This window comes from Variovorax paradoxus, assembly GCF_009498455.1.
Taxonomy (GTDB): domain Bacteria; phylum Pseudomonadota; class Gammaproteobacteria; order Burkholderiales; family Burkholderiaceae_C; genus Variovorax; species Variovorax paradoxus_H.
The window spans coordinates 6,700,277-6,720,327 of sequence record NZ_CP045644.1 but is presented as its reverse complement, the minus strand read 5'-3'; the positions used below and the strand labels follow the sequence as shown (position 1 = coordinate 6,720,327).

Below are 20,051 nucleotides of genomic sequence, written 5' to 3'. Positions count from 1 at the left end.
AATGACACCGGAGACACTTGAAGTCAATGCCAGGAGCTATCGCTGGATGGCCCGTCCGATCGTGGTCGTGTGCGTGGACGGCTGCGAGCCGGCCTACCTCGACGCAGCCATCGAAGCCGGCGTGGCACCGTACATCGCCCGCATGCGCAAGGACGGCGCCGACCTGCTCGCCGACTGCGTCGTGCCTTCGTTCACCAACCCCAACAACCTGTCGATCGTGACCGGTGCGCCGCCTGCGGTGCACGGCATCTGCGGCAACTACTTCTTCGACCGCGAGCTCGGTCAGGAAGTGATGATGAACGACCCCAAGTACCTGCGCGCCGGCACCGTGCTGGCCGCCTTTGCCGACGCGGGCGCCAAGCTCGCGGTGATCACCGCCAAGGACAAGCTGCGCAAGCTGCTCGGCCACAAGATGAAGGGCATCTGCTTCTCGTCGGAGAAGTCGGACCAGGTGACGATGGAAGAGAACGGCATCGACAACGTGCTCGACATGGTCGGCATGCCGGTGCCCTCGGTGTACAGCGCGGAGCTCTCGGAGTTCGTGTTCGCCGCGGGCGTGAAGCTGATGGAATCGCAGCGCCCCGACCTCATGTACCTGTCGACCACCGACTACGTACAGCACAAGGCCGCGCCGGGCAGCCCCGCAGCCAACGCGTTCTATCAAATGATGGACGGCTACCTCGCGCAGCTCGACGCGCTGGGCGCCACCATCGTGCTCACGGCCGACCACGGCATGAACGACAAGCACGGTGCCGACGGCTCGCCCAACGTCATCTATCTGCAGGACGTGCTCGACGACTGGTACGGCGCTGAAACGGCCCGCGTGATCCTGCCGATCACCGACCCGTACGTGGTGCACCACGGCGCGCTCGGTTCCTTCGCCACGGTGTACGCCCCCGACGAAGCCAGCGTGCCGGGCTGGATCGAACGCATCAAGGGCATCCCGGGCATGGAACTCGTGCTCTCGCGCAAGGAAGCCGCACAGCGCTTCGAGCTGCCGCCCGACCGCATCGGCGACATCGTGGTGGTGAGCGAGCAGAGCACCGTCATCGGCACGGCCGCCAGCCGCCACGACCTGTCGGCACTCGAAGTGCCGCTGCGCTCGCACGGCGGTGTGTCCGAGCAGAAGGTGCCGCTGATCTGCAACCGCCCGGTCGAAGGCATTGCCGCCGGTCGCCGGCTGCGCAACTTCGATGCGCTCGACCTTGCCCTGAACCACGCACGCTGAAAACACACGGACCACACGGAGCATTCATGAGCCAAGCCATCCTGAAGCCAGGCACTGTCCACCGCGAAGCCCTGCGCATCGCCGGAGAGAAAGTCCACCGCGACCGCACCATCGACGTCACCTACCCGTACACCGGCGAAGTGATCGCCACCGTGCCCAAGGCCACGCTGGACGACGTGCGCAACGCCCTGCGCATCGCCCGCGACTACAAGCCCACGCTCACGCGCTACGAGCGCTACAAGATCCTCATGCGCGCCGGCGAGATCATCGCTTCGCGCCTGGACGAGATGTCGCGCACCATCACGCTCGAGTCGGGCCTGTCGCGCAAGGACTCGCTGTACGAAGTGGGCCGCGCCTCCGACGTGCTGCTGTTCGCCGCCAACCAGGCGCTGGTCGACGACGGCCAGGTGTTCTCGTGCGACCTCACGCACCACGGCAAGAGCCGCAAGGTCTACACGATGCGCGAGCCGCTGCTGGGCGCCATCACTGCCATCACGCCGTTCAATCACCCGCTGAACCAGGTGATCCACAAGGTGGCGCCGGCCATTGCGACCAACAACCGCATCGTGCTCAAACCCAGCGAGAAGACGCCGCTCACGGCCTTCCTGCTGGCCGACATCCTGTACGAAGCCGGACTGCCGCCGCAGATGCTGTCGGTGCTTACCGGCGACCCCAAGGAGATCGCCGACGAGCTGCTGACCAATGCCGATGTCGACCTCGTCACCTTCACGGGTGGCGTGCCCATCGGCAAGTACATCGCAGGCAAGGCCACCTACAAGCGCCAGATCCTGGAGCTGGGCGGCAACGACCCGATCATCGTGATGGAAGACGCGGACATCGAAGAAGCGGCCACGCTCGCTGCCAATGGTTCTTACAAGAACTCGGGCCAGCGCTGCACCGCCGTGAAACGCATGCTGGTGCACGAATCGGTCGCGGACCGTTTCGTCGAGTTGCTGGTCGAGAAGACCCGCGCGCTGAAGTACGGCGACCCGATGGACCCGGACACCGACATGGGCACCGTGATCGACGAAGCGGCTGCGAAGCAATTCGAAGCCGTGGTCAATGAAGCCATTGCGGCCGGCGCCAGGCTGCTGTACGGCAACGAACGCCGCGGCGCGCTCTATTCGCCGACAGTGCTCGACCACGTCGACCCCGAGATGACCGTCGCCAAGCAGGAGACCTTCGGCCCCGTGTCGCCGGTGATCCGCTTCAAGAACATCGACGAGGCGATCCGCATCTCGAACGGCACGGCCTACGGTTTGTCGTCGTCGATCTGCACCAACCGGCTGGACTACATCACGCGCTTCATCCGCGAGCTGAACGTGGGCAGCGTGAACGTGCGCGAAGTGCCGGGCTACCGCCTGGAGCTCACGCCCTTCGGCGGCATCAAGGACTCGGGCCTGGGCTACAAGGAAGGCGTGCTCGAGGCGATGAAGAGCTTCACCAACACCAAGACCTACTCGCTGCCCTGGTAACCATGAGCCTCAGCATTCCCGACATCGTCGGCCTCTTCGAGACCAAGGGCCACGCGCAGTACGACGGCGAGCCTGTCACGCAGCTGGAGCATGCGCTGCAGTCGGCGCACCTGGCCGAGCAGGAGGGGGCGGACAGCGCGCTGATCGCCGCCTCCCTGCTGCACGACCTGGGCCACCTGCTGCACGACTTCGGCGGCACGCCGACGCAGCAGGGGCTGGACGACCTGCACCAGTACCGCTGCCTGCCGTTCCTGCGTGCGCTGTTCGGCCCGGCCACGCTGGAGCCGATCAGGCTGCACGTGGACGCCAAGCGTTTTCTGTGCGCGCGTGTGCCCGGCTACCTGGAGGCGCTGTCGGCCGACTCGAAGCGCAGCCTGCAACTGCAGGGTGGCGTGTTCGACGAGGCGCAGGCCCGGGCCTTCGAGGCCCTGCCGTACGCGATGGATGCGGTGCGCCTGCGGCAGTGGGACGACACGGCCAAGCTGGCCGATGCCGACATGCCCGGCCTCGCACACTTCGTGCGCCATCTCGAAATCAGTTCCGCCGAGTACCGGCAAGCCCTCACCGCCTAAGGCACACGGATGCGCCCCTTCTGGATCGAACAAGCGCTCTTCAACGACGGCGATCTGGCCCCGGCGCTGCAAGGTGAAACCACCGCTGACGTCTGCATCGTCGGTGGCGGCTTCACCGGCCTGTGGACGGCCATTCAGGCCAAGCTGCAGGCGCCTGCGCTCGACATCGTCATTCTCGAAAGCGACCTCTGCGGTGCCGGCGCGAGCGGGCGCAACGGCGGTTGCCTGCTCACGTGGTCAGCCAAGTTTTTGACCTTGCGGCGGCTGTTCGGCGAAGACGAGGCCGTGCGCCTTGTGAAGGCGTCGGAAGCCGCGGTGGGGCACATCGCCGACTTCTGCGCCGCGCACGGCATCGACGCCGAGTTGCGGCGCGACGGCACGCTCTACACCGCGACCTCGCAGGCGCAGATCGGCACGCTCGATCCGATGATGCAGGCGCTGGAAGCGCGCGGCATTCATTCGTACCACGCGCTGCCGCCCGACGAAGTGGCGCGGCGCTCGGGCTCGGCGCGCAACCTGGCCGGCGTGTACTCGCCGATCGCCGCCACCGTGCATCCAGGCAAGCTGGTGCGCGGGCTGCGGCGCGTGGCGCTGGCCATGGGCATCCGCATCCACGAGCGCACGCCGATGCTCGACTTCAGCACCGACCAGCCCGTGGTGGTGCGCACACCGACCGGGCGCGTGCGCGCGAAGAAACTGGTGCTCGCGATGAACGCGTGGATGGCCAGCCGCTTCCCGCAGTTCGAGCGGACCATCGCCATCGTGTCGAGCGACATGATCATCACCGAGCGCTGCCCCGAGCTGCTGCAGCAGATCGGCCTGACCGACGGCGTGTCGGTGCTCGACTCGCGCACCTTCGTGTACTACTACCGCAGCACGGTCGACGGCCGCATCATGCTGGGCAAGGGTGGCAACACCTTCGCGTGGGGCGGTCGCATGGCCAAGGTGTTCGACGAGCGCTCGCCGTACGAGGCCGAGCTCACGCAGGCCCTGCATTCCTTCTTCCCGGCACTGAGCAACACGCCGATCACCGCGAGCTGGAACGGCCCGTCGGACCGCTCGGTGACGGGCTTTCCGTTCTTCGGCAAGCTCGATGGCGCGCCGCACATCTACTACGGCTTCGGCTACTCGGGCAATGGGGTGGGGCCGACCTACATGGGCGGGCAGATCCTGTCGTCGCTGGTGCTCGACCAGGACAACGCATGGACGCGCAGCCCGATCACGGCCGGGCCGCTGGGCTACTTTCCGCCGGAGCCGATGCGCTACGTGGGCTCGATCGTCGTGCGCAACGCGATCCGCCGCAAGGAACGCGCTGAGGATGAGGACCGCCAGCCATGGCTGGTGGACCGCTTGCTCAGCAAGCTCGCCAACGCCGCGGGAAAAGCCGACAAGGCTTGACCCGCAGCTATCGATCGCTTCAGCGATTCGACGGGAACGAGAACATCGTCCCTTCACGCACGCCGGCCGAGGGCCAGCGCTGCGTGACGGTCTTGCGCTTGGTGTAGAAGCGCACGGCGTCGGGGCCGTAGGCGTGCAGGTCGCCGAACAGCGAGCGCTTCCAGCCGCCGAACGAGTGGTACGCCACGGGCACCGGCAGCGGCACGTTGATGCCGACCATGCCGACCTGGATGTTGTCGCTGAACCAGCGCGCGGCCTCGCCGTCGCGCGTGAAGATGCAGGTGCCGTTGCCGTACTCGTGCGCGTCGATCAGGTCCATCGCCTCTTGCAGCGTTTTCACGCGCACCACGCCGAGCACGGGGCCGAAGATCTCTTCCTGGTAGATCGTCATGCCGGGCTTCACGTGGTCGAACAGGCAGGCGCCGAGGTAGTAGCCGCCTTCGTGGCCTTCGACCTGGACGCCGCGTCCGTCGACCACCAGCTTGGCGCCGGCGGCCACGCCCGCGTCGACGAAGGCCTTGACCTTCTCGAAGTGCGGCTGGGTGACCAGCGGGCCCATGTCGTTGCCGTTGTCGGTGCCGGGGCCGACCTTCATCTTGGCGATTTCGACCTTCAGGCCCTCGACCACCGCATCGGCCGTGGCGTCGCCCACGGCCACCACCAGCGGGATCGCCATGCAGCGCTCGCCGCACGAGCCGTAGGCCGCGCCCATGAGCGCGCTCACCGCGTTGCCGATGTCGGCATCGGGCATCACCACTGCGTGGTTCTTGGCGCCACCGAGCGCCTGCACGCGCTTGCCGTGGGCCGTGCCCGTGGTGTAGATGTATTCGGCGATGGGCGTCGAGCCCACGAAGCTCACGGCCTTCACGCGGCGGTCGGTCAGCAGCGTGTCGACCGCTTCCTTGTCGCCGTTGACCACGTTGAGCACGCCCGGCGGCAGGCCGGCCTGCAGCGCGAGTTCGGCCATGAACAGCGTGGAGGAGGGCGTGCGCTCCGAGGGCTTGAGCACGAAGGTGTTGCCGCAGGCCACGGCCATCGGCCACATCCACAGCGGCACCATGACGGGGAAGTTGAACGGCGTGATGCCGGCCGCGACACCCATCGCCTGGAACTCGCTCCACGAGTCGATCGACGGGCCGACGTTCTTGCTGTGCTCGCCCTTGAGCAGCTCGGGCACGTAGCTGGCGTACTCGACGTTCTCGATGCCGCGCTGCAGCTCGCCGTGCGCGTCGGCCAGCACCTTGCCGTGTTCGGCGGTGATGAGCGCGGCGATGGTGTCGGCGTTTTCTTCGAGCAGCGTCTTCAGGCGGCTCATCACGCGGGCGCGCTTCAGCGGCGGCGTGTTGCGCCAGGCCGGGAAGGCGGCCTGCGCCGCGGCGATGGCCTGCTCGACCGTGAGCTTGTCGGCGAGCGCGACGCTCTTGGCCGACAGGCCGGTGGCGGGGTCGAACACCGGCTGCACGCGGCTGCCGCCGCCGACGTGCTTGCCGTCGATGAAGTGGCCGATGGTGGCGGTGACGTTCTTGTCGTGTTGCATGTCTGGGTATCTCGAAAGGGGATCAGTTGGTTTCGGCGAGGGCGTCTGCGAGCGCATTGACCATGCGGTCGATCTCGGCCTTCTCGGCAATGAACGGCGGGGCGAGCTGGATCGTGTCGCCGCCGTAGCGCACGTAGAAGCCTTTCTTCCAGCAGTTCATCGCGATCTCGTAGGGGCGGCGTGCGGGCTCGCCCGGCAGCGCGGCGATGGTGATGCCGGCGGCGAGGCCGTAGTTGCGGATGTCGGCGACGTGCTTGCTGCCCTTCAGGCTGTGCACGGCGTTCTCGAAGTGCGGGGCCAGCGTCTGCACGCGGCCGATCATGTCTTCCTTCTGCAGCACGTCGAGCGCGGCGATGCCGGCGGCGCAGGCCACGGGGTGCGCGCCGTAGGTGTAGCCGTGCGGGAACTCGAGCATGTACTCGGGACCGCCGGCGGCCATGAAGGTGTCGTAGATGTCCTTGTTGGCGACCACGGCGCCCAGCGGCTGCGCGCCGTTGGTGACCTGCTTGGCGATGTTCATGATGTCGGGCGTGACGCCGAAGGCATCGGCGCCCGTGAGCGCGCCGCAGCGGCCGAACCCGGTGATCACTTCGTCAAAAATCAGCAGGATGTTGTGCGCCGTGCAGATGTCGCGCAGGCGCTTCAGGTAGCCCTTCGGCGGAATCACCACGCCGGCCGAACCGGCAAAGGGCTCGACGATCACGGCCGCGATGGTCGAGGCGTCGTGCAGCGCGATCAGGTCGAGCAGGCGGTCGGCCAGCTCGGCGCCGTTCTCGGGCATGCCGCGCGTGAAGGCGTTGGCCGCCAGCTGCGTGTGCGGCAGGTGGTCGGCCTCGACGCCCTGGCCGAACAGCTTGCGGTTGGCCGCGATGCCGCCCACCGAGATGCCGCCGTAGTTCACGCCGTGGTAGCCCTTCTCGCGGCCGATGAGGCGCGTCTTGCCGGCCTGGCCCTTGGTGCGCCAGTAGGCGCGCGCCATCTTCAGCGAGGTGTCGGCGGCTTCGGAGCCCGAGCCGGTGAAGAACACGTAGTCCAGGCCGGCGGGCGTCAGTTCCTTGATCTTGTTGGCCAGCTCGAACGAGAGCGGGTGGCCGAACTGGAAGGCGGGCGAGTAGTCGAGCTTGGCGATCTGGCGGCTCACCGCCTCGGTGATCTCGGGGCGGCCGTGGCCCAGGCCCGAGCACCACAGGCCCGACAGGCCGTCGAAGATCTTGCGGCCGTCGTTGTCGGTGAAGTAGGCGCCCTTGGCCTCCACGATGATCCGCGGATCGGCCTTGAAGTTGCGGTTGCCGGTGTAGGGCATCCAGTGCGCCTCGAGCCAGGCGGCGTCGGTGCGCGCGGTAGGCGTGGGTTCGATGGCGGGTGTGGCGAGGGTCATGGCGCATCCCGCGCAGGGCGGGCTCCGGGGGTGAAGGGATGTGCCGATTGTTCGCAGAGCCTTCAGTGTGGAGAATGGCGCAATATCAATGTTCACTTGACGATCCATGCAAGTAAAGGCAAAGGCCTCGCCCGCTACCGAAACCAGTGCCCAGGGCACCCGCAACCGCGCCGTCCTAGGGCAGCTCAGCGACATGGACCTGCGCCTGCTCAAGGTGTTCAAGAGCGTGGTCGACTGCGGCGGCATGGCGGCAGCCGAACTGGAACTGAACATCGGCACTTCCACCGTGAGCCGCCACGTGAAAGACCTGGAAACGCGGCTGGGCCTCGTGCTGTGCCGGCGCGGCCGGGCGGGCTTTGCGCTCACGGCCGAGGGCCAGCGCGTGTACGACGAGACGCTGCGCCTGCTGGCCTCGGTCGACGCCTTCCGCGGCAGCATCGACGACATCCACAACCGCATGGGCGGCCAGCTCGAGGTGGCGCTGTTCGACAAGACCGCGACCAACCCGAAGGCGCGCATCGGCGAGGCCATTGCGCGCTTCACCGAGATCGCGCCCGAGGTGAACCTGGCGGTGCACGTGGGCTCGATCAACGCCATCGAGCAGGGCGTGCTGGAGGGCAACTTCCAGATCGGCATCATCCCGGCGCACCGCAGCTCGAAGAGCCTGGTCTACGCCGACCTGTTCGACGAAACCATGCTGCTGTATTGCGGCAAAGGGCATCCGCTGTTCGACAGCCCGCACGGCAAGCTCACGTGGTCGAAGCTCGGCGAGCATCATTTCGCCGGGCTGGGGTATCACTCGCCGAACATGGAACTGAGCCACCGCGCGCGGCTGTCGCGCAAGGCGACGGGGTTCGACCAGGAGGCGATTGCGACGCTGATCCTGTCAGGGCGCTTCCTGGGCTTTCTGCCCGACCACTACGCGCAGGTGTTCGAGCAGCGTGGGCTGATGAAGGCGGTGCTGCCGGCGCGCTTCAACTATGCGTGCCGGTTCGTGAGCCTGCTGCGGCGATCGCCGAAGCCTTCACGGGCGGTGTTGGCGTTTCAGGCGTGCCTGGAGCAGGCGCATGGCGGTCCGAAGAAGATCTGATGGCACTGAAACCAGCCAAGATGACCGAAACACCACTGCGTATTCGCCCTGCACTTGCATCGGAACACCGGGCACTCGAAGACTTGCAGCGGCGCGCATCGCTCGCGAACCCTGGCGATCGCGAGGCGATTCAGTCCGACCCGGACGCCATCGAACTGCCTCTAGCCCAGATCGTCGATGGCCGGGTGTTCGTGGCAGAGATCCATGGCGTGACGGCTGGATTCGCTGTCGTGCTGCCCAACGATGACGGCAGCGCCGAACTCGATGGATTGTTCGTCGAGCCCGAGGCATGGCGTCGCGGCATCGGCAAGGCATTGGTCGCGCACTGTGTCGAGCTTTCCCGGCGCCAGGGTGCGTCGGCACTCCACGTCACCGGCAATCCGCACGCCGGGTCGTTCTACCTTCGCTGCGGATTCGAAGCGAACGGCACCGTCGCCGTGCGCTTCGGCAGGGCCGAGCGGTTTCGCAAGGTCTTCTAGACCTTTGTGGTGCTATCGCTGTCCGCTGGGCAGCAGCAGATGCTTCGCCCCGATGTGCGCTTCCATCTCATGCATGTGGTGCTCCGCATCCACCATGTGCTCCGCCATCAGCCGCCGCACCTCGTCCGCATCTTCCTTGCGGTAGGCCGCCAGCAGTTGCGTGTGGTAGTCCACATTGGTCTCGCCGAAGTGGTGGTGGTCCAGCGCTTTCTTGTAGACGACGAGGTCGCGCAGCAGGTCGTTGAGAAAGCGGCACATGAAGGACAGCACCGGGTTGGGGCAGGCCTCGGCCAGCATCGTGTGAAAGGCCAGCTCGGCCTCGCGCTGGGTGCGCAACTCGTCTTCGTTGGTGGGCTCGATGGTGCACAGGCGCACGTTCTCTTCGAGCCTTGTGAAGTGTTCGGGCGTGAGCCGCCCGACCACGCTCACGGCCAGTTCGGGCTCCAGCGCCTTGCGCAGCTGGTAGATGTGGTGGCCGTCGAGGTGATGAAAGTGCAGGAAGTTGCGCAGCGGCTCCGACGCATGGTCGACCGACACCTGCTGCAGGTACGCGCCGCCGCCGGGGCCGGTGCGGATCGAGATCAGCCCGCGCACCTCGAGCGCCTTCAGCGCCTCGCGCACGGTGCTCTTCGAATAGCCGAAGAGCTCGATCAGTTCCTTCTCGTTCGGTAGCCGGTCGCCGGGCTGCTTGCGCTCGGCAACGATCCATCGCTTGACGTCTTCAACGATGACGTCCGAGAGCTTTTGCCGCTTCGGAGGGTTGTGCCCCACTCTCATCAAAACGCTCCATCCATGCACATCGGGAGATGCGCGGGATGCGCAACAGCGCGCGATCTTAACGGCGTCATCGGCAGGGTCGGGTTGGGTTGGGGCACGGGGCTTGCTAGCGGGTTTTTACCAGCATATTAATCCTATTTATCCGCTTAAATTGCCGGCGATCGCAGGCACTGTGTTTTCTTCCCCCCACTTTCCACACCTCACGACCGGAGAACCCCATGCAACGCAGACAACTCCTTCAGCTCGCCGCCCTGTCGGCCGCCCCGGCCTCGCTCCTGATGAACCGCTCGGCCATCGCCCAGGCCACCGACGTGATCCGCTTCGGTGCACCGGTGCCCATGTCGGGTGCCTTCGCGGCCAACGGCAAGTTCGCCGACCTGGGCACCAGGCTGGCAATCGAGCAGTACGGCAAGGTGCTGAACCGTCCGCTGGCCTACACGCTGCTCGACACCGAAGGCAAGCCGGCCACCGCCGTGCGCAAGGTGCAGGAAGCCTCGCAGCAGCAGGGCGCCAAGTTCTTCGCGGGCGGCATCCTGTCGTCGGAAGCACTGGCCATGGGCAAGGAAGCCGAGAAGGCCGGCGGCCTGTTCATCACCACCGCGGGCGCCGACGAGATCACGGGTAAAGACTGCAACCCCGCCACCTTCCGCTGGTCGGTGCCCACCTTCGGTGCCATCGAGCAGACGGTGCGCCCGCTGATCGCGTCGATGCCCAAGGCCAAGCGCTGGTACACGATCACGCCGCAGTACGTGTTCGGCGACGGCTTGCTGAGCGCGGCCAAGGCCATCTTCCAGGAGAAGGGCATCGAGCATGTGGGCAACAGCTACCACTCGCTCAACGACAAGGAGTTCAGCGGCTACCTCACCAACGCCATGGCCGCCAAGCCCGACGTGCTGCTGCTGCTGAACTTCGGCGCGCAGTCGTCGGCCGCGCTGCGCCAGGCGGTGAGCTTCGGCATGCACAAGAACATGACGATCCTCATGGCCTGGGCTTCGGGCCTGGAGCAGTTCGACGAGCTGGGCGCCGACCTGTGCGACGGCGTCTACTTCGGTGCGCAGTACTGGCACACGGTCGACACGCCGCTCAACAAGGACCTCGTGAAGCGCACCGCCGACAAGCTGAAGATCGTGCCCAACTACAGCCTGGCCGGTTCGTACATCTGCACCAAGATCCTCATCGACGGCATCGTGAAAGCCGGCACGGTCGACCAGAAGGCCGTGATCGCCGCGCTCGAAGGCATGAAGTTCGACGGCCTCACGGGCGTGGAAGAAATCCGCAAGGCCGACCACCAGGTCATCAAGGACTACTACCTGCTCAAGGGCAAGGCGAAGTCGAAGATGGCCAACTCGGCCGACTACGTCGACGTGATCAGCTCCGGCAAATCCTTCCTGCCCGTCGACAAGACCGGCTGCAAGCTGGCCTGACGCCGCCCGGCCTCGCGCTCCGTTCGCGTCGTTTGCGGCGCGGGCAGGGCGTGGGCCGCCTGCACGTTTGCCACCTCCCCACGACACCTATGTCCGTCTACCTGCTCCAGACCATCAACGGAATCGGCATCGGCATGCTGTATTTCCTGCTGGCCGTTGGCTTGTCCATCGTGTTCGGCCTGCTGCGCTTCGTGAACTTCGCGCACGGCGCTTTCTACCTGCTGGGCGCCTACCTGTGCTTCCAGGCCATGCAGTGGGGCCTCAACTTCTGGGCCGCGCTCGTGCTGGTGCCGCTGTTCGTCGGCGCGCTCGGCTGGCTGGCCGAGAAGCTGCTGCTGCGCCGCGTGTACGCCAAGCCGCACGAGTTCCACATCCTCGTGACCGTGGGCCTGGCGCTCGCGGTGCAGGAGATCGTCATCGTGTTCTGGGGCCCGCTGGGCAACAGCGTGCCCACGCCCGACCTGCTGCAGGGCGTGGTGATGTGGGGCAGCTTCATCTACCCGAAGTACCGGCTCTTCGTGATCGGCTTCACCGCCGTGCTCGCGGTGCTGCTGTGGTGGGTGCTCGAAGGCACGCGCCTGGGCAGCGCGGTGCGTGCGGGCAGCGAATCGACCGAGATGGTCTCGCTGCTGGGCATCAACGTGTTCCGCGTGTTCAGCCTGGTGTTCGCGCTCGGCGCGGCCACGGCGGCGCTGGCCGGCGTGCTGGCCGCACCCATCCGCGGGGCCGAGCCCTTCATGGGCGTCGAAGCGCTGGGCGTGGCCTTCGTGGTGGTGGTGATCGGCGGGCTCGGCAGCTTCAGCGGGGCGCTGGTGGGCGGCGTGCTGATCGGTATCGTGCAGAGCCTCATGAGCACCATCTGGCCGCCGGGGGCGAGCCTGATGATCTACATCGCGATGGGCGCCGTGCTGCTGCTGCGCCCGCATGGCCTGCTCGGCCGCAGAGGATGACCGCCGCCGTGCCAAAGAAATACACCTTCCTGCTGGCGCTGATCGTCGCGCTCGCGCTGCCGCTGTTCATGCGCTCGGGCTCGCTCGCGAGCGAAGTGCTCATCTACGCGCTCGCGGCCCTGGGCTGCAACCTGCTGCTGGGCTACACCGGGCTGCTCTCGTTCGGCCAGGGCATCTTCTTCGGGCTGGGCAGCTACACCATCGCGATCCTGCTCACGCGGCTGCAGCTGCCGATGCCTTTGGCATTGCTCGCCGCCATCGGCATGGGCGCGCTGGGCGCGGCGGTGGTCGGCTGGGTCGCCATCCGCCAGCGCGGCACCTACTTCGTGATGCTCACGCTGGCCTTTGCGCAGATGTTCTATTTCGTGGCCTACACGGCCTCGGGTCTCACGGGCGGCGACAACGGCCTGCTCGACGTGCCGCGCCCGGCCTTCATGGACACGCCGTGGAAGTACTACGCCTTCGTGGCGGTGATCTTCCTCATCGCGTTCGCGCTGCTGCTGAAGGTGACCGACTCGGTCTTCGGCCGCACGCTGCTCGCCATCCGCGACAACGAGGACCGCGCCGCCGCCGTGGGCTACGACCTGAAGCGCTTCAAGCTGCTGGCCTTCGTGATCTCGGGCGCCGTCACCGGCCTGGCCGGCGGCCTGCACGCGATGATGACCGGCATCGCGCCGCTGTCGAACGCCGAGTACCACACGAGCGAAATGATCCTGGTCATCACCGTGATCGGCGGCACCGGCAACCTCTTCGCCTCGGTGCTGGGCTCTGCCTTCTACGTGCTGCTGGCCGACTGGCTTTCCACGCTGTGGCCGCGCTGGCTGCTGCTGCTGGGCCTGCTGCTGATCGGCGTGAGCATCGGCATGCAACGCGGCCTCTGGGGCCTGGGCGAAAGCGCCTGGCGCCGGGTGTTCCGCAAGACGTCGCCTGCGGACAAGGCGCCGCTGGCACAGGGAGAAAAAGCATGAGCGACATCCTCATCGAAGCCATCGGCGTCACCAAGCACTACGGCAAGTTCGCCGCGCTCGGCGGCGTCGACCTGAAGATCAAGCGCAACACCGTGCACTCGGTGATCGGGCCCAACGGCGCGGGCAAGACCACGCTGTTCCACATGCTCACGGGCACCGGTACCACCACGGGCGGGCGCATCGTGTTCGACGGCCACGACGTGACGCGCGAGCCCGACCACAAACGCGTGCAGCGCGGCATGGCACGCTCGTTCCAGGTCACGAGCCTGTTCCCCAGCCTGTCGGTGCGGGAGAACCTGCGCGTGGCGGCGCAGGGCATCGCGCCGCGCCAGGCCATGAACTGCTGGCGCGCACCCATCGGCGAGCGTGCGTGTGCCGACACGGTCGCCGAGGTGCTCGCGCGCGTCGGCCTCGAACGGCTGGCCGACACGGCCGCCAGCGTGCTCTCGCACGGCCAGCAGCGCCGGCTCGAAGTGGGCATGGCGCTGGCGGCGAAGCCCAAGGCCATCTTCCTGGACGAGCCGACCTCGGGCATGGGCATCGACGACCTTGACGAGATGAAGCACCTCATCCGCAGCCTGCGCGATGCGCATACCGTGGTGCTGATCGAGCACAACATGAACATCGTGATGGACATCTCCGACACCGTGACCGTCATGCAACTGGGCCGCGTGCTGGCCGAGGGGCTGCCGGGCGACATCCGGTCGGATGCGCGCGTGCGCACGGCATATCTCGGCAACATGATCACTGGGGGCAAGGCATGAGCGCCCGGTCTTGCGCCAGGGTATTACTCCCTCCCCTTCCGGGGGAGGGTGGGGGTGGGGGCAAGCGGCGTATCCATCGAGCGCTCTGCCTGCCCCCATCCCAGCCTTCCCCCGGAAGGGGAAGGAGCAAGAGTCACCGTCCTGCGAAGGTCACCCAATGAGCAACATCCTCGAAGTCGAAGCACTGCACGCCCACTACGGCAAGAGCCACGTGCTGCAGGGCGTGTCGTTCACGGTGGGCGAGGCCGAACTCGTCACGCTGCTGGGCCGCAACGGCGCGGGCAAGTCGACCACGCTCAAGAGCATTGCGGGCGCCGTCACGCCGACCGGCGGGCGCGTGCGCTTCCAGGGCGCCGACATCGCGGGCCAGCCGCCGCACCGCATCGCCACGCGCGGCGTGTGCCTGGTGCCCGAGCATCGCGGCATCTTCAAGCTGCTCACGGTGGAAGAGAACCTGCTGCTAGGCCTGCGGCGCGATTCGCCCTGGCAGCTGGCCGACATCTACCGCATCTTTCCGCGCCTGAAGGAGCGGCGGCGCAACGGCGGCGGGCAGCTGTCGGGCGGCGAGCAGCAGATGCTGGCCATCGGCCGCGCGCTCATGAACCACCCGCGCCTGCTGATCCTCGACGAGCCCGTCGAAGGCCTGGCGCCGGTGATCGTGGAAGAGATCGTCGCGCAGCTCAAGACCATCAAGGCCGCGGGCGTGGCCATCCTGCTGGTCGAGCAGAACCTCGAGGTCTGCGTGCAGCTGGCCGACCGCCACTACATCGTGGAGCAGGGCGTGATCGTGCACGAGGCCGGCAATGCCGCCTTCATGGCCGACCACGACGTGAAAGACCGCTATCTGGGCGTAGGTCTTGCTTGAACCCGCCATCCATTCGTTGTCAAAAACCATGAACACACAGAACGAACTTTCCACCGCGCCCGACGTGCGCGCGCTGCGCGTGAACGGCCAGCGCCTCTGGGACTCGCTGATGCAGCTCGCGCAACTCGGCGCCACCGAGAAGGGCGGCGTGTGCCGCATCGCGCTCACCGACCTCGATCGACAAGGCCGCGACCTCTTCACGCGCTGGGCGCGCGAGGCCGGCTGCGAGGTGCGCGTGGACGCCATCGGCAACATCTTTGCGCGTCGCGCGGGCCGCAACAACGCGCTGCCGCCCATCACCACCGGCAGCCACATCGACACGCAGCCCACGGGCGGAAAGTTCGATGGCAACTACGGTGTGCTTGCCGGGCTCGAGGTGGTGCGCGCGCTGAACGATGCGGGCATCGAAACCGAGGCACCGGTCGAAGTGGCGGTGTGGACCAACGAAGAAGGCTCGCGCTTCGTGCCCGTGATGATGGGCTCCGGCGTGTTCGCAGGCGCCTTCACGCTGGAGCATGCGCTCGCGCAGCGCGACACCGAAGGCGTGAGCGTGGCCGATGCGCTCTCGGCCATCGGCTATGCGGGCGCCGTGCCCGCCTCGGCGGCGACCTCGCCGGTGGGCGCGTACTTCGAGGCGCACATCGAACAGGGCCCGGTGCTCGAAGCCAACGAGCGCGTCATCGGCGTGGTCGAGGGCGCGCTGGGCCAGCGCTGGTACGACGTGGTGGTGCAGGGCATGGAAGCCCATGCCGGCCCCACGCCGATGGAGCTGCGAAAAGACGCGCTGCTCGCCGCCGCCGAACTCGTGGTCGAAGTGAACCGCATCGCGCTCGCGCACGCGCCGCACGGGCGCGGCACCGTCGGCTGGATCGACAACTACCCGAACTCGCGCAACGTGATCCCGGGCCGCGTGAAGCTCAGCGTCGACCTGCGCGCGGCCGATGACGTGGTGCTGTCGGCCATGGACGCGGGGCTGAAAGAAGCCGTGCAGCGCATCGCGACCAAGGGCAAGGTCGAGGCAACGGTCGAGCAGGTCGTGTACTTCCCGCCGCAGCCGTTCACGCCCGCGCTGGTGTCGGCCGTGCGCGAGGCCGCGCAGGACCAGGGCATGACGTGGATGAACGTGATCAGCGGCGCCGGCCACGATGCCGTGTACCTCGCGCGCGTGTGCCCCGCGGCGATGATCTTCGTGCCCTGCCTGGACGGCATCAGCCACAACGAGATCGAAGACGCACAGCCCGACCACCTCGAAGCCGGCTGCAACGTGCTGCTGCAGGCGATGCTGCAGAGCGCGGGAGTCGCTGCATGAAAGTCCTGATCGCGCGTCTCAACCACGAGACCAACACCTTCTCGCCCGTGCCCACGCCGCTCGCGGCCTTCGGCCCCGACGGCCCGACCTTTGGCGAACAGGCCTACACCGACAACAAGGGCATGCGCACCGCGATGTCGGCCTTCATCGATCTGGCCGAAGCTGCGGGCGCCGAGGTCGTCACGCCGGTGTCGGCCTCGGCCAACCCGAGCGGGCCGGTCGATGCGCAGGCCTACACGACGCTCACGCAATGCATCGTCGATGCGGCGCCGGGCTGCGACGCGATCCTGCTCGACCTGCACGGCGCGATGGTGGCGCAGAACAGCACCGACGGCGAAGGCGACCTGCTGGTGCGCCTGCGCGCCGCGGCGCCCGGTGTGCCGATCGGCGTGGCGCTGGACCTGCATGCCAACGTGACGCCCGCGATGGTGGAGAACGCCGACGTGATCGTCGGCTTCAAGACCTACCCGCACGTCGACATGTACGAGACCGGCGAGCACGCCGGTCGCCTGCTGTTCGACCTGCTCGCCAAGCGCAGCCAGCCGCACATGCGCTGGCGCCAGCTGCCGCTGATGGCGCACACGCTGCGCAGCGCCTCGTTCACGGGCGCGATGCAGCGGGCCATCGAGGCGGCGCGCGCAGCGGAAGAATCCGAGTCGCTGGCGGTGTCGATCCTGGCCGGCTTCTCGCTGTCGGACATCACGGCGCCGTGCATGAGCGTGATCGTGGTCGATGCGCAATCGCCCGCGCGCGCGCAGGCCACGGCCGACCGCATCGCGGCGCAGATGTGGGCCGAGCGCGAAGCCTTCATCTACCGCAGCGAGCCGCTGGCCGCATCGGTCGCGCGCGCGAAGCTCATCGCCGGTGGCGCGACGCGTCCGGTGCTGCTGCTCGACCACGGCGACAACTGCATGTCGGGCGGCAGCTGCGACACGATGGACGTGCTGCAGGAAGCGCTGGCGCAGGGCCTGGACGGCATCGGCGTCGGGCCGTTGTGCGACCCCGAGGCAGTGGCCGCACTGGTCGCGGCGGGCGAGGGCGCCGAGGTGACGGTGGCGCTGGGCAACAAGGTGTCTCTGGAAGGCATCGGCCTCGCGAAGACGCCGGTGCAACTGACCGGCGTCGTGCGAACCATCAGCGACGGCGAGTACGTGATCACCGGCCCCACCTACACCGGCCAGCGCAGCAGCATGGGCCGCACCGTGCTGTTCGACATCGGCGCAGCACGCATCGTCGTCACCGAGCGCACGCAGGAGCCGTGGGACATCGGCGTGTTCGAATGCGCCGGGCTCGATCCGCGCAAAGAGCGCTTCCTGCTGCTGAAGTCGCGCATGTACTGCCGGCCGGTGTTTGAGCCGATGTCGGCGGCGCTGGTGGAGTGCGACAGCCCGGGCGTGACCAGTTCGGACTACAGCCTGTTCCCGTTCAGCCAGGTGCGTCGGCCGGTGTTTCCGCTCGATGCGAACGCGACGATGGACGTGCCCGCATAACCTGCCACGTCATCGACGCGCGGCGCGTGCCCCGCGACCATTCCTTCACCCCGCGCTGTTGCGGGTCGAACCCTCGAAAGGAACAGTCGCCATGAACACCGCCCTCCACGACGCCCATGCCATCGCCACGGGCTACATCGCCGTCTGGAACGAGACCGACGACGAGCGCCGCGCCGCGCTCATCGAATCCGCCTGGACCGCCGACGCCCGCTACGTCGACCCGATGGCGCAGGCCAGCGGCCGCGAGCAGATCAGTGCGCTGGTCGGCGCGGTGCACCAGCGCTACCCGGGCTTTCGCTTTCACCTGCTCGGCAAGGCCGAGGCGCACGGCGACAACCTGCGCTTTTCGTGGACGCTGGGCCCGAGCGGCGCCGACGACCTGATCCAGGGCACCGACTTTGCGCAGGTCGATGCGGGCAAGCTGCGCGCGGTGACGGGCTTTCTCGACAAGGTGCCTGTCGGCGCCTGAAAGGCGCGCTGGATCAGTCCGACGTGCCCGCGGGCCGGCCGCGCCAGAGCTTGCGGTAGACGGTCGCACGGCTGATGCCCAGCGTGCGCGCCGCCTCGGCCACATTGCCGCGCGCATCGGTCACCGCCTTGCGGATCAGCGCGGTTTCCACGTCGCGCAGGCGGGGGCGGCCATCGGTCGCTGTGCCCGTCATGTCGGGCATGCCCGGCACATCACCATGCTCGCTGCCGCCGCGCTGGGCTCGCACCTGCACCCGCAGGCCCGACCACAGCGGCACCTCGAGCGTCGCATCGCCGCGCCGGGCGGCGTCGAACATCATGTGCAGCGGCAGCGCGAACAGGTCGTTGAAATGCAGGCCACCCGGATGGCAAGCCAGCGGCTGGTGCAGCATCTGCCGCGCCGCCGCGTTGGCGCCCGTGACGTGGCCGACCGCGTCGATGCACAGCAGGCCTTCGGTGGTCTCGCTGCTCGGGCAACCGGGCCAGAGCAGCCGCAGCAGCAGCTCGCAGGGCTCGCGCTGCACCAGCAGGTTCTCGATGCTGCGGGCCGACATGGTGGCCAGGTGGCGCAGTTCGGGTCGCTCGACCACCTGCACGCCCGTGAGGTCGAGCATGCCGATGCAGTCGCCCCGCGGACCGAAGAGCGGGGCGCCGGCGCAGCTGTACACGCTGGTGTCGTCGAAGAAGTGTTCACCCCGGTGCAGCCACACCGATTCCTGTTCGGCCAGCGCCGTGCCGATGGCGCTGGTGCCGATCGCGTTTTCGGACAGGTCCACGCCGATGCGCCCGATGTCGCGCGCGTAGCGGGCGGCGGGGTCGGTGCCGTCGGGCAGGGTGCCCACGTCGACCACGATGCCGCGGGCGTCGGTCAGGATGGCGAAATAGCGGGTGTCGGCAATGGCCCGCGAGAGCCGTTCGATCACCGGACGCGCCGCCGTGACCAGCGCCCGGTTGCATTCCGTGACATCGCGGCTGGCGGTGCGGCTCACGGGGTCGAAGCTCACGCGCTGCTGGGGCCGGCGGCCGGCTTCGAGGCAACGCTGCCAGGAGCGGGTGATGCCCGGGTCGACCCGCGCGGCGGTGCGCGGACGCGGGCCGTCGCCTTCGATCAGCTCACGGCGCGCCTGCGCAATGGCCAATGAACGCTCGATGGGCGGCGGGGCGGCGGAAGCGGACATCATCATGAGGATTCTTCTTCGCGCGGGGAGGGCGGGCGGCTTTTCCGGGCTCGCCGGACGACAAGCTGTTTCATTTTGAGAATTTCCCGCGGTCTGTGCAAGTGTCAAGGGTTTTTGCCTAGGATAGTGCGAAAGAGCGGCATCCAAGATGGCCCGCTGAACCAGCCATCACCTTCCACGGAGACAGCCACATGCAGGTCGCTTTCAAGGTCAACGGCCGTCCGGTCACGGTCGACGCCCCACCGAACACCTTCCTTGTGCACGCGATCCGCGAGCACCTCCACCTCACCGGAACCCACGTCGGCTGCGACACCGCCCAGTGCGGCGCCTGCACGGTCCACTTGAACGGTCGCGCGGTCAAGTCGTGCAACATCCTTGTCGCGCAGGCGACCGGTGCCGACATCACCACCATCGAAGGCATTGCCGAAGCCGACGGCACCATGCACCCCATGCAGGCGGCCTTCAAGGAGTGCCACGGCCTGCAGTGCGGTTTCTGCACCCCGGGCATGGTCATGAGCGCCATCGACCTGTGCACCCACCACCCCAAGTCGAGCGAATCGGAAATCCGCGAGCTGCTCGAGGGCAACCTGTGCCGTTGCACGGGCTACCAGAACATCGTGAAGGCCGTGAAGATGGGTGGCGAGGCCATGGCCTCGGGCACCCCGGTCAAGACAACCGTCACCGCCTGAAAGGGAGCCGCA

The 20,051-nt window shown here is 67.5% G+C and carries 19 protein-coding genes; 15 read left to right on the top strand and 4 right to left on the bottom strand.

Annotated elements, in window-relative coordinates:
- Position 1: 1 nt before the first annotated feature.
- The 4 genes from phnA to GFK26_RS31170 are packed head-to-tail and all read left to right on the top strand — an operon-like array spanning position 2 to position 4,673.
- Positions 2-1,228, top strand: a complete 1,227-nt coding sequence (phnA, locus tag GFK26_RS31185; RefSeq protein ID WP_153285366.1) for a phosphonoacetate hydrolase — start codon at positions 2-4, stop codon at positions 1,226-1,228.
- A 26-nt stretch (positions 1,229-1,254) separates the two neighbouring features.
- Positions 1,255-2,703 carry a phosphonoacetaldehyde dehydrogenase gene (gene phnY, locus GFK26_RS31180; RefSeq protein ID WP_153285365.1) on the top strand — a complete coding sequence of 483 codons (1,449 nt, stop codon included), beginning with the start codon at positions 1,255-1,257 and terminating at the stop codon, positions 2,701-2,703.
- Between the two features lie 2 nt (positions 2,704-2,705).
- Positions 2,706-3,275 (top strand): phosphonate degradation HD-domain oxygenase, encoded by a 570-nt coding sequence (locus tag GFK26_RS31175; RefSeq protein WP_153285364.1) that lies wholly within the window; start codon positions 2,706-2,708, stop codon positions 3,273-3,275.
- A gap of 9 nt (positions 3,276-3,284) precedes the next feature.
- A complete protein-coding gene (locus GFK26_RS31170; RefSeq protein ID WP_153285363.1) occupies positions 3,285-4,673 on the top strand; it encodes an FAD-dependent oxidoreductase in 1,389 nt (462 codons plus the stop codon).
- Positions 4,674-4,692: 19 nt separating this feature from the next.
- Here the strand turns inward: GFK26_RS31170 and GFK26_RS31165 are convergent, their stop codons facing one another.
- Both GFK26_RS31165 and GFK26_RS31160 read right to left on the bottom strand, forming a co-directional pair.
- A complete protein-coding gene (locus tag GFK26_RS31165; RefSeq protein WP_153285362.1) occupies positions 4,693-6,210 on the bottom strand; it encodes a CoA-acylating methylmalonate-semialdehyde dehydrogenase in 1,518 nt (505 codons plus the stop codon).
- Positions 6,211-6,232: 22 nt separating this feature from the next.
- Complete coding sequence (locus GFK26_RS31160; protein ID WP_153285361.1) at positions 6,233-7,588, bottom strand: aspartate aminotransferase family protein; 1,356 nt, start codon at positions 7,586-7,588, stop codon at positions 6,233-6,235.
- 106 nt (positions 7,589-7,694) lie between these two features.
- Here GFK26_RS31160 and GFK26_RS31155 point away from each other — a divergent pair, with 106 nt between their 5' ends.
- Both GFK26_RS31155 and GFK26_RS31150 read left to right on the top strand, forming a co-directional pair.
- Entirely contained in the window at positions 7,695-8,678 is a 984-nt protein-coding gene (locus GFK26_RS31155) for a LysR family transcriptional regulator (RefSeq protein ID WP_153285360.1), read from the top strand.
- The gene (locus tag GFK26_RS31150) at positions 8,678-9,157 is read left to right on the top strand and encodes a GNAT family N-acetyltransferase (RefSeq protein WP_228121819.1); all 480 of its coding nucleotides are present in this window, start codon (positions 8,678-8,680) and stop codon (positions 9,155-9,157) included. Before GFK26_RS31155 ends, GFK26_RS31150 begins: the two co-directional genes overlap by 1 nt.
- A 12-nt stretch (positions 9,158-9,169) precedes the next feature.
- Here GFK26_RS31150 and GFK26_RS31145 read toward each other — a convergent pair whose 3' ends face one another.
- Positions 9,170-9,934 carry a FadR/GntR family transcriptional regulator gene (locus tag GFK26_RS31145; RefSeq protein WP_099795891.1) on the bottom strand — a complete coding sequence of 255 codons (765 nt, stop codon included), beginning with the start codon at positions 9,932-9,934 and terminating at the stop codon, positions 9,170-9,172.
- Positions 9,935-10,152: 218 nt separating this feature from the next.
- Here GFK26_RS31145 and GFK26_RS31140 point away from each other — a divergent pair, with 218 nt between their 5' ends.
- The 8 genes from GFK26_RS31140 (at position 10,153) to GFK26_RS31105 (ending at position 18,173) form a co-directional block, all read left to right on the top strand.
- Positions 10,153-11,358 carry an ABC transporter substrate-binding protein gene (locus tag GFK26_RS31140; protein ID WP_153285359.1) on the top strand — a complete coding sequence of 402 codons (1,206 nt, stop codon included), beginning with the start codon at positions 10,153-10,155 and terminating at the stop codon, positions 11,356-11,358.
- An 89-nt stretch (positions 11,359-11,447) separates the two neighbouring features.
- Positions 11,448-12,308: a branched-chain amino acid ABC transporter permease gene (locus GFK26_RS31135; RefSeq protein WP_099795893.1), complete on the top strand. Its 861-nt coding sequence runs from the start codon at positions 11,448-11,450 to the stop codon at positions 12,306-12,308.
- Positions 12,305-13,276, top strand: a complete 972-nt coding sequence (locus GFK26_RS31130; RefSeq protein ID WP_153285358.1) for a branched-chain amino acid ABC transporter permease — start codon at positions 12,305-12,307, stop codon at positions 13,274-13,276. The genes GFK26_RS31135 and GFK26_RS31130 overlap by 4 nt, the downstream gene beginning before the upstream one ends.
- On the top strand, positions 13,273-14,040 hold the full coding sequence (locus GFK26_RS31125) for an ABC transporter ATP-binding protein (RefSeq protein WP_101492529.1): 768 nt from the start codon (positions 13,273-13,275) through the stop codon (positions 14,038-14,040). Before GFK26_RS31130 ends, GFK26_RS31125 begins: the two co-directional genes overlap by 4 nt.
- Before the next feature lie 157 nt (positions 14,041-14,197).
- The gene (locus GFK26_RS31120) at positions 14,198-14,905 is read left to right on the top strand and encodes an ABC transporter ATP-binding protein (protein ID WP_153285357.1); all 708 of its coding nucleotides are present in this window, start codon (positions 14,198-14,200) and stop codon (positions 14,903-14,905) included.
- A gap of 28 nt (positions 14,906-14,933) precedes the next feature.
- On the top strand, positions 14,934-16,214 hold the full coding sequence (locus GFK26_RS31115; protein WP_153285356.1) for a Zn-dependent hydrolase: 1,281 nt from the start codon (positions 14,934-14,936) through the stop codon (positions 16,212-16,214).
- Positions 16,211-17,704 carry a M81 family metallopeptidase gene (locus tag GFK26_RS31110; protein ID WP_153285355.1) on the top strand — a complete coding sequence of 498 codons (1,494 nt, stop codon included), beginning with the start codon at positions 16,211-16,213 and terminating at the stop codon, positions 17,702-17,704. Before GFK26_RS31115 ends, GFK26_RS31110 begins: the two co-directional genes overlap by 4 nt.
- Before the next feature lie 91 nt (positions 17,705-17,795).
- Positions 17,796-18,173 (top strand): nuclear transport factor 2 family protein, encoded by a 378-nt coding sequence (locus tag GFK26_RS31105; protein WP_153285354.1) that lies wholly within the window; start codon positions 17,796-17,798, stop codon positions 18,171-18,173.
- Positions 18,174-18,186: 13 nt separating this feature from the next.
- On the opposite strand, the gene GFK26_RS31100 is transcribed toward GFK26_RS31105, so the two are convergent.
- Entirely contained in the window at positions 18,187-19,350 is a 1,164-nt protein-coding gene (locus tag GFK26_RS31100; protein ID WP_153286169.1) for a helix-turn-helix domain-containing protein, read from the bottom strand.
- A gap of 191 nt (positions 19,351-19,541) precedes the next feature.
- Here GFK26_RS31100 and GFK26_RS31095 point away from each other — a divergent pair, with 191 nt between their 5' ends.
- On the top strand, positions 19,542-20,039 hold the full coding sequence (locus tag GFK26_RS31095) for a (2Fe-2S)-binding protein (protein ID WP_153285353.1): 498 nt from the start codon (positions 19,542-19,544) through the stop codon (positions 20,037-20,039).
- The last annotated feature ends 12 nt before the right edge of the window (positions 20,040-20,051 follow it).

What these genes read in the sequence shown, in the direction of transcription:
- GFK26_RS31095 (WP_153285353.1), top strand. Translation starts at nt 19,542, where the DNA reads ATGCAGGTCGCTTTCAAGGTCAACGGCCGTCCGGTCACGGTCGACGCC.
- GFK26_RS31135 (WP_099795893.1), top strand. Translation starts at nt 11,448, where the DNA reads ATGTCCGTCTACCTGCTCCAGACCATCAACGGAATCGGCATCGGCATG.
- GFK26_RS31165 (WP_153285362.1), bottom strand. Translation starts at nt 6,210, where the DNA reads ATGCAACACGACAAGAACGTCACCGCCACCATCGGCCACTTCATCGAC.
- GFK26_RS31140 (WP_153285359.1), top strand. Translation starts at nt 10,153, where the DNA reads ATGCAACGCAGACAACTCCTTCAGCTCGCCGCCCTGTCGGCCGCCCCG.
- GFK26_RS31105 (WP_153285354.1), top strand. Translation starts at nt 17,796, where the DNA reads ATGAACACCGCCCTCCACGACGCCCATGCCATCGCCACGGGCTACATC.
- GFK26_RS31120 (WP_153285357.1), top strand. Translation starts at nt 14,198, where the DNA reads ATGAGCAACATCCTCGAAGTCGAAGCACTGCACGCCCACTACGGCAAG.
- GFK26_RS31100 (WP_153286169.1), bottom strand. Translation starts at nt 19,350, where the DNA reads ATGTCCGCTTCCGCCGCCCCGCCGCCCATCGAGCGTTCATTGGCCATT.
- GFK26_RS31130 (WP_153285358.1), top strand. Translation starts at nt 12,305, where the DNA reads ATGACCGCCGCCGTGCCAAAGAAATACACCTTCCTGCTGGCGCTGATC.
- phnA (WP_153285366.1), top strand. Translation starts at nt 2, where the DNA reads ATGACACCGGAGACACTTGAAGTCAATGCCAGGAGCTATCGCTGGATG.
- GFK26_RS31115 (WP_153285356.1), top strand. Translation starts at nt 14,934, where the DNA reads ATGAACACACAGAACGAACTTTCCACCGCGCCCGACGTGCGCGCGCTG.
- phnY (WP_153285365.1), top strand. Translation starts at nt 1,255, where the DNA reads ATGAGCCAAGCCATCCTGAAGCCAGGCACTGTCCACCGCGAAGCCCTG.
- GFK26_RS31150 (WP_228121819.1), top strand. Translation starts at nt 8,678, where the DNA reads ATGGCACTGAAACCAGCCAAGATGACCGAAACACCACTGCGTATTCGC.
- GFK26_RS31175 (WP_153285364.1), top strand. Translation starts at nt 2,706, where the DNA reads ATGAGCCTCAGCATTCCCGACATCGTCGGCCTCTTCGAGACCAAGGGC.
- GFK26_RS31170 (WP_153285363.1), top strand. Translation starts at nt 3,285, where the DNA reads ATGCGCCCCTTCTGGATCGAACAAGCGCTCTTCAACGACGGCGATCTG.
- GFK26_RS31160 (WP_153285361.1), bottom strand. Translation starts at nt 7,588, where the DNA reads ATGACCCTCGCCACACCCGCCATCGAACCCACGCCTACCGCGCGCACC.
- GFK26_RS31125 (WP_101492529.1), top strand. Translation starts at nt 13,273, where the DNA reads ATGAGCGACATCCTCATCGAAGCCATCGGCGTCACCAAGCACTACGGC.
- GFK26_RS31155 (WP_153285360.1), top strand. Translation starts at nt 7,695, where the DNA reads ATGCAAGTAAAGGCAAAGGCCTCGCCCGCTACCGAAACCAGTGCCCAG.
- GFK26_RS31145 (WP_099795891.1), bottom strand. Translation starts at nt 9,934, where the DNA reads ATGAGAGTGGGGCACAACCCTCCGAAGCGGCAAAAGCTCTCGGACGTC.
- GFK26_RS31110 (WP_153285355.1), top strand. Translation starts at nt 16,211, where the DNA reads ATGAAAGTCCTGATCGCGCGTCTCAACCACGAGACCAACACCTTCTCG.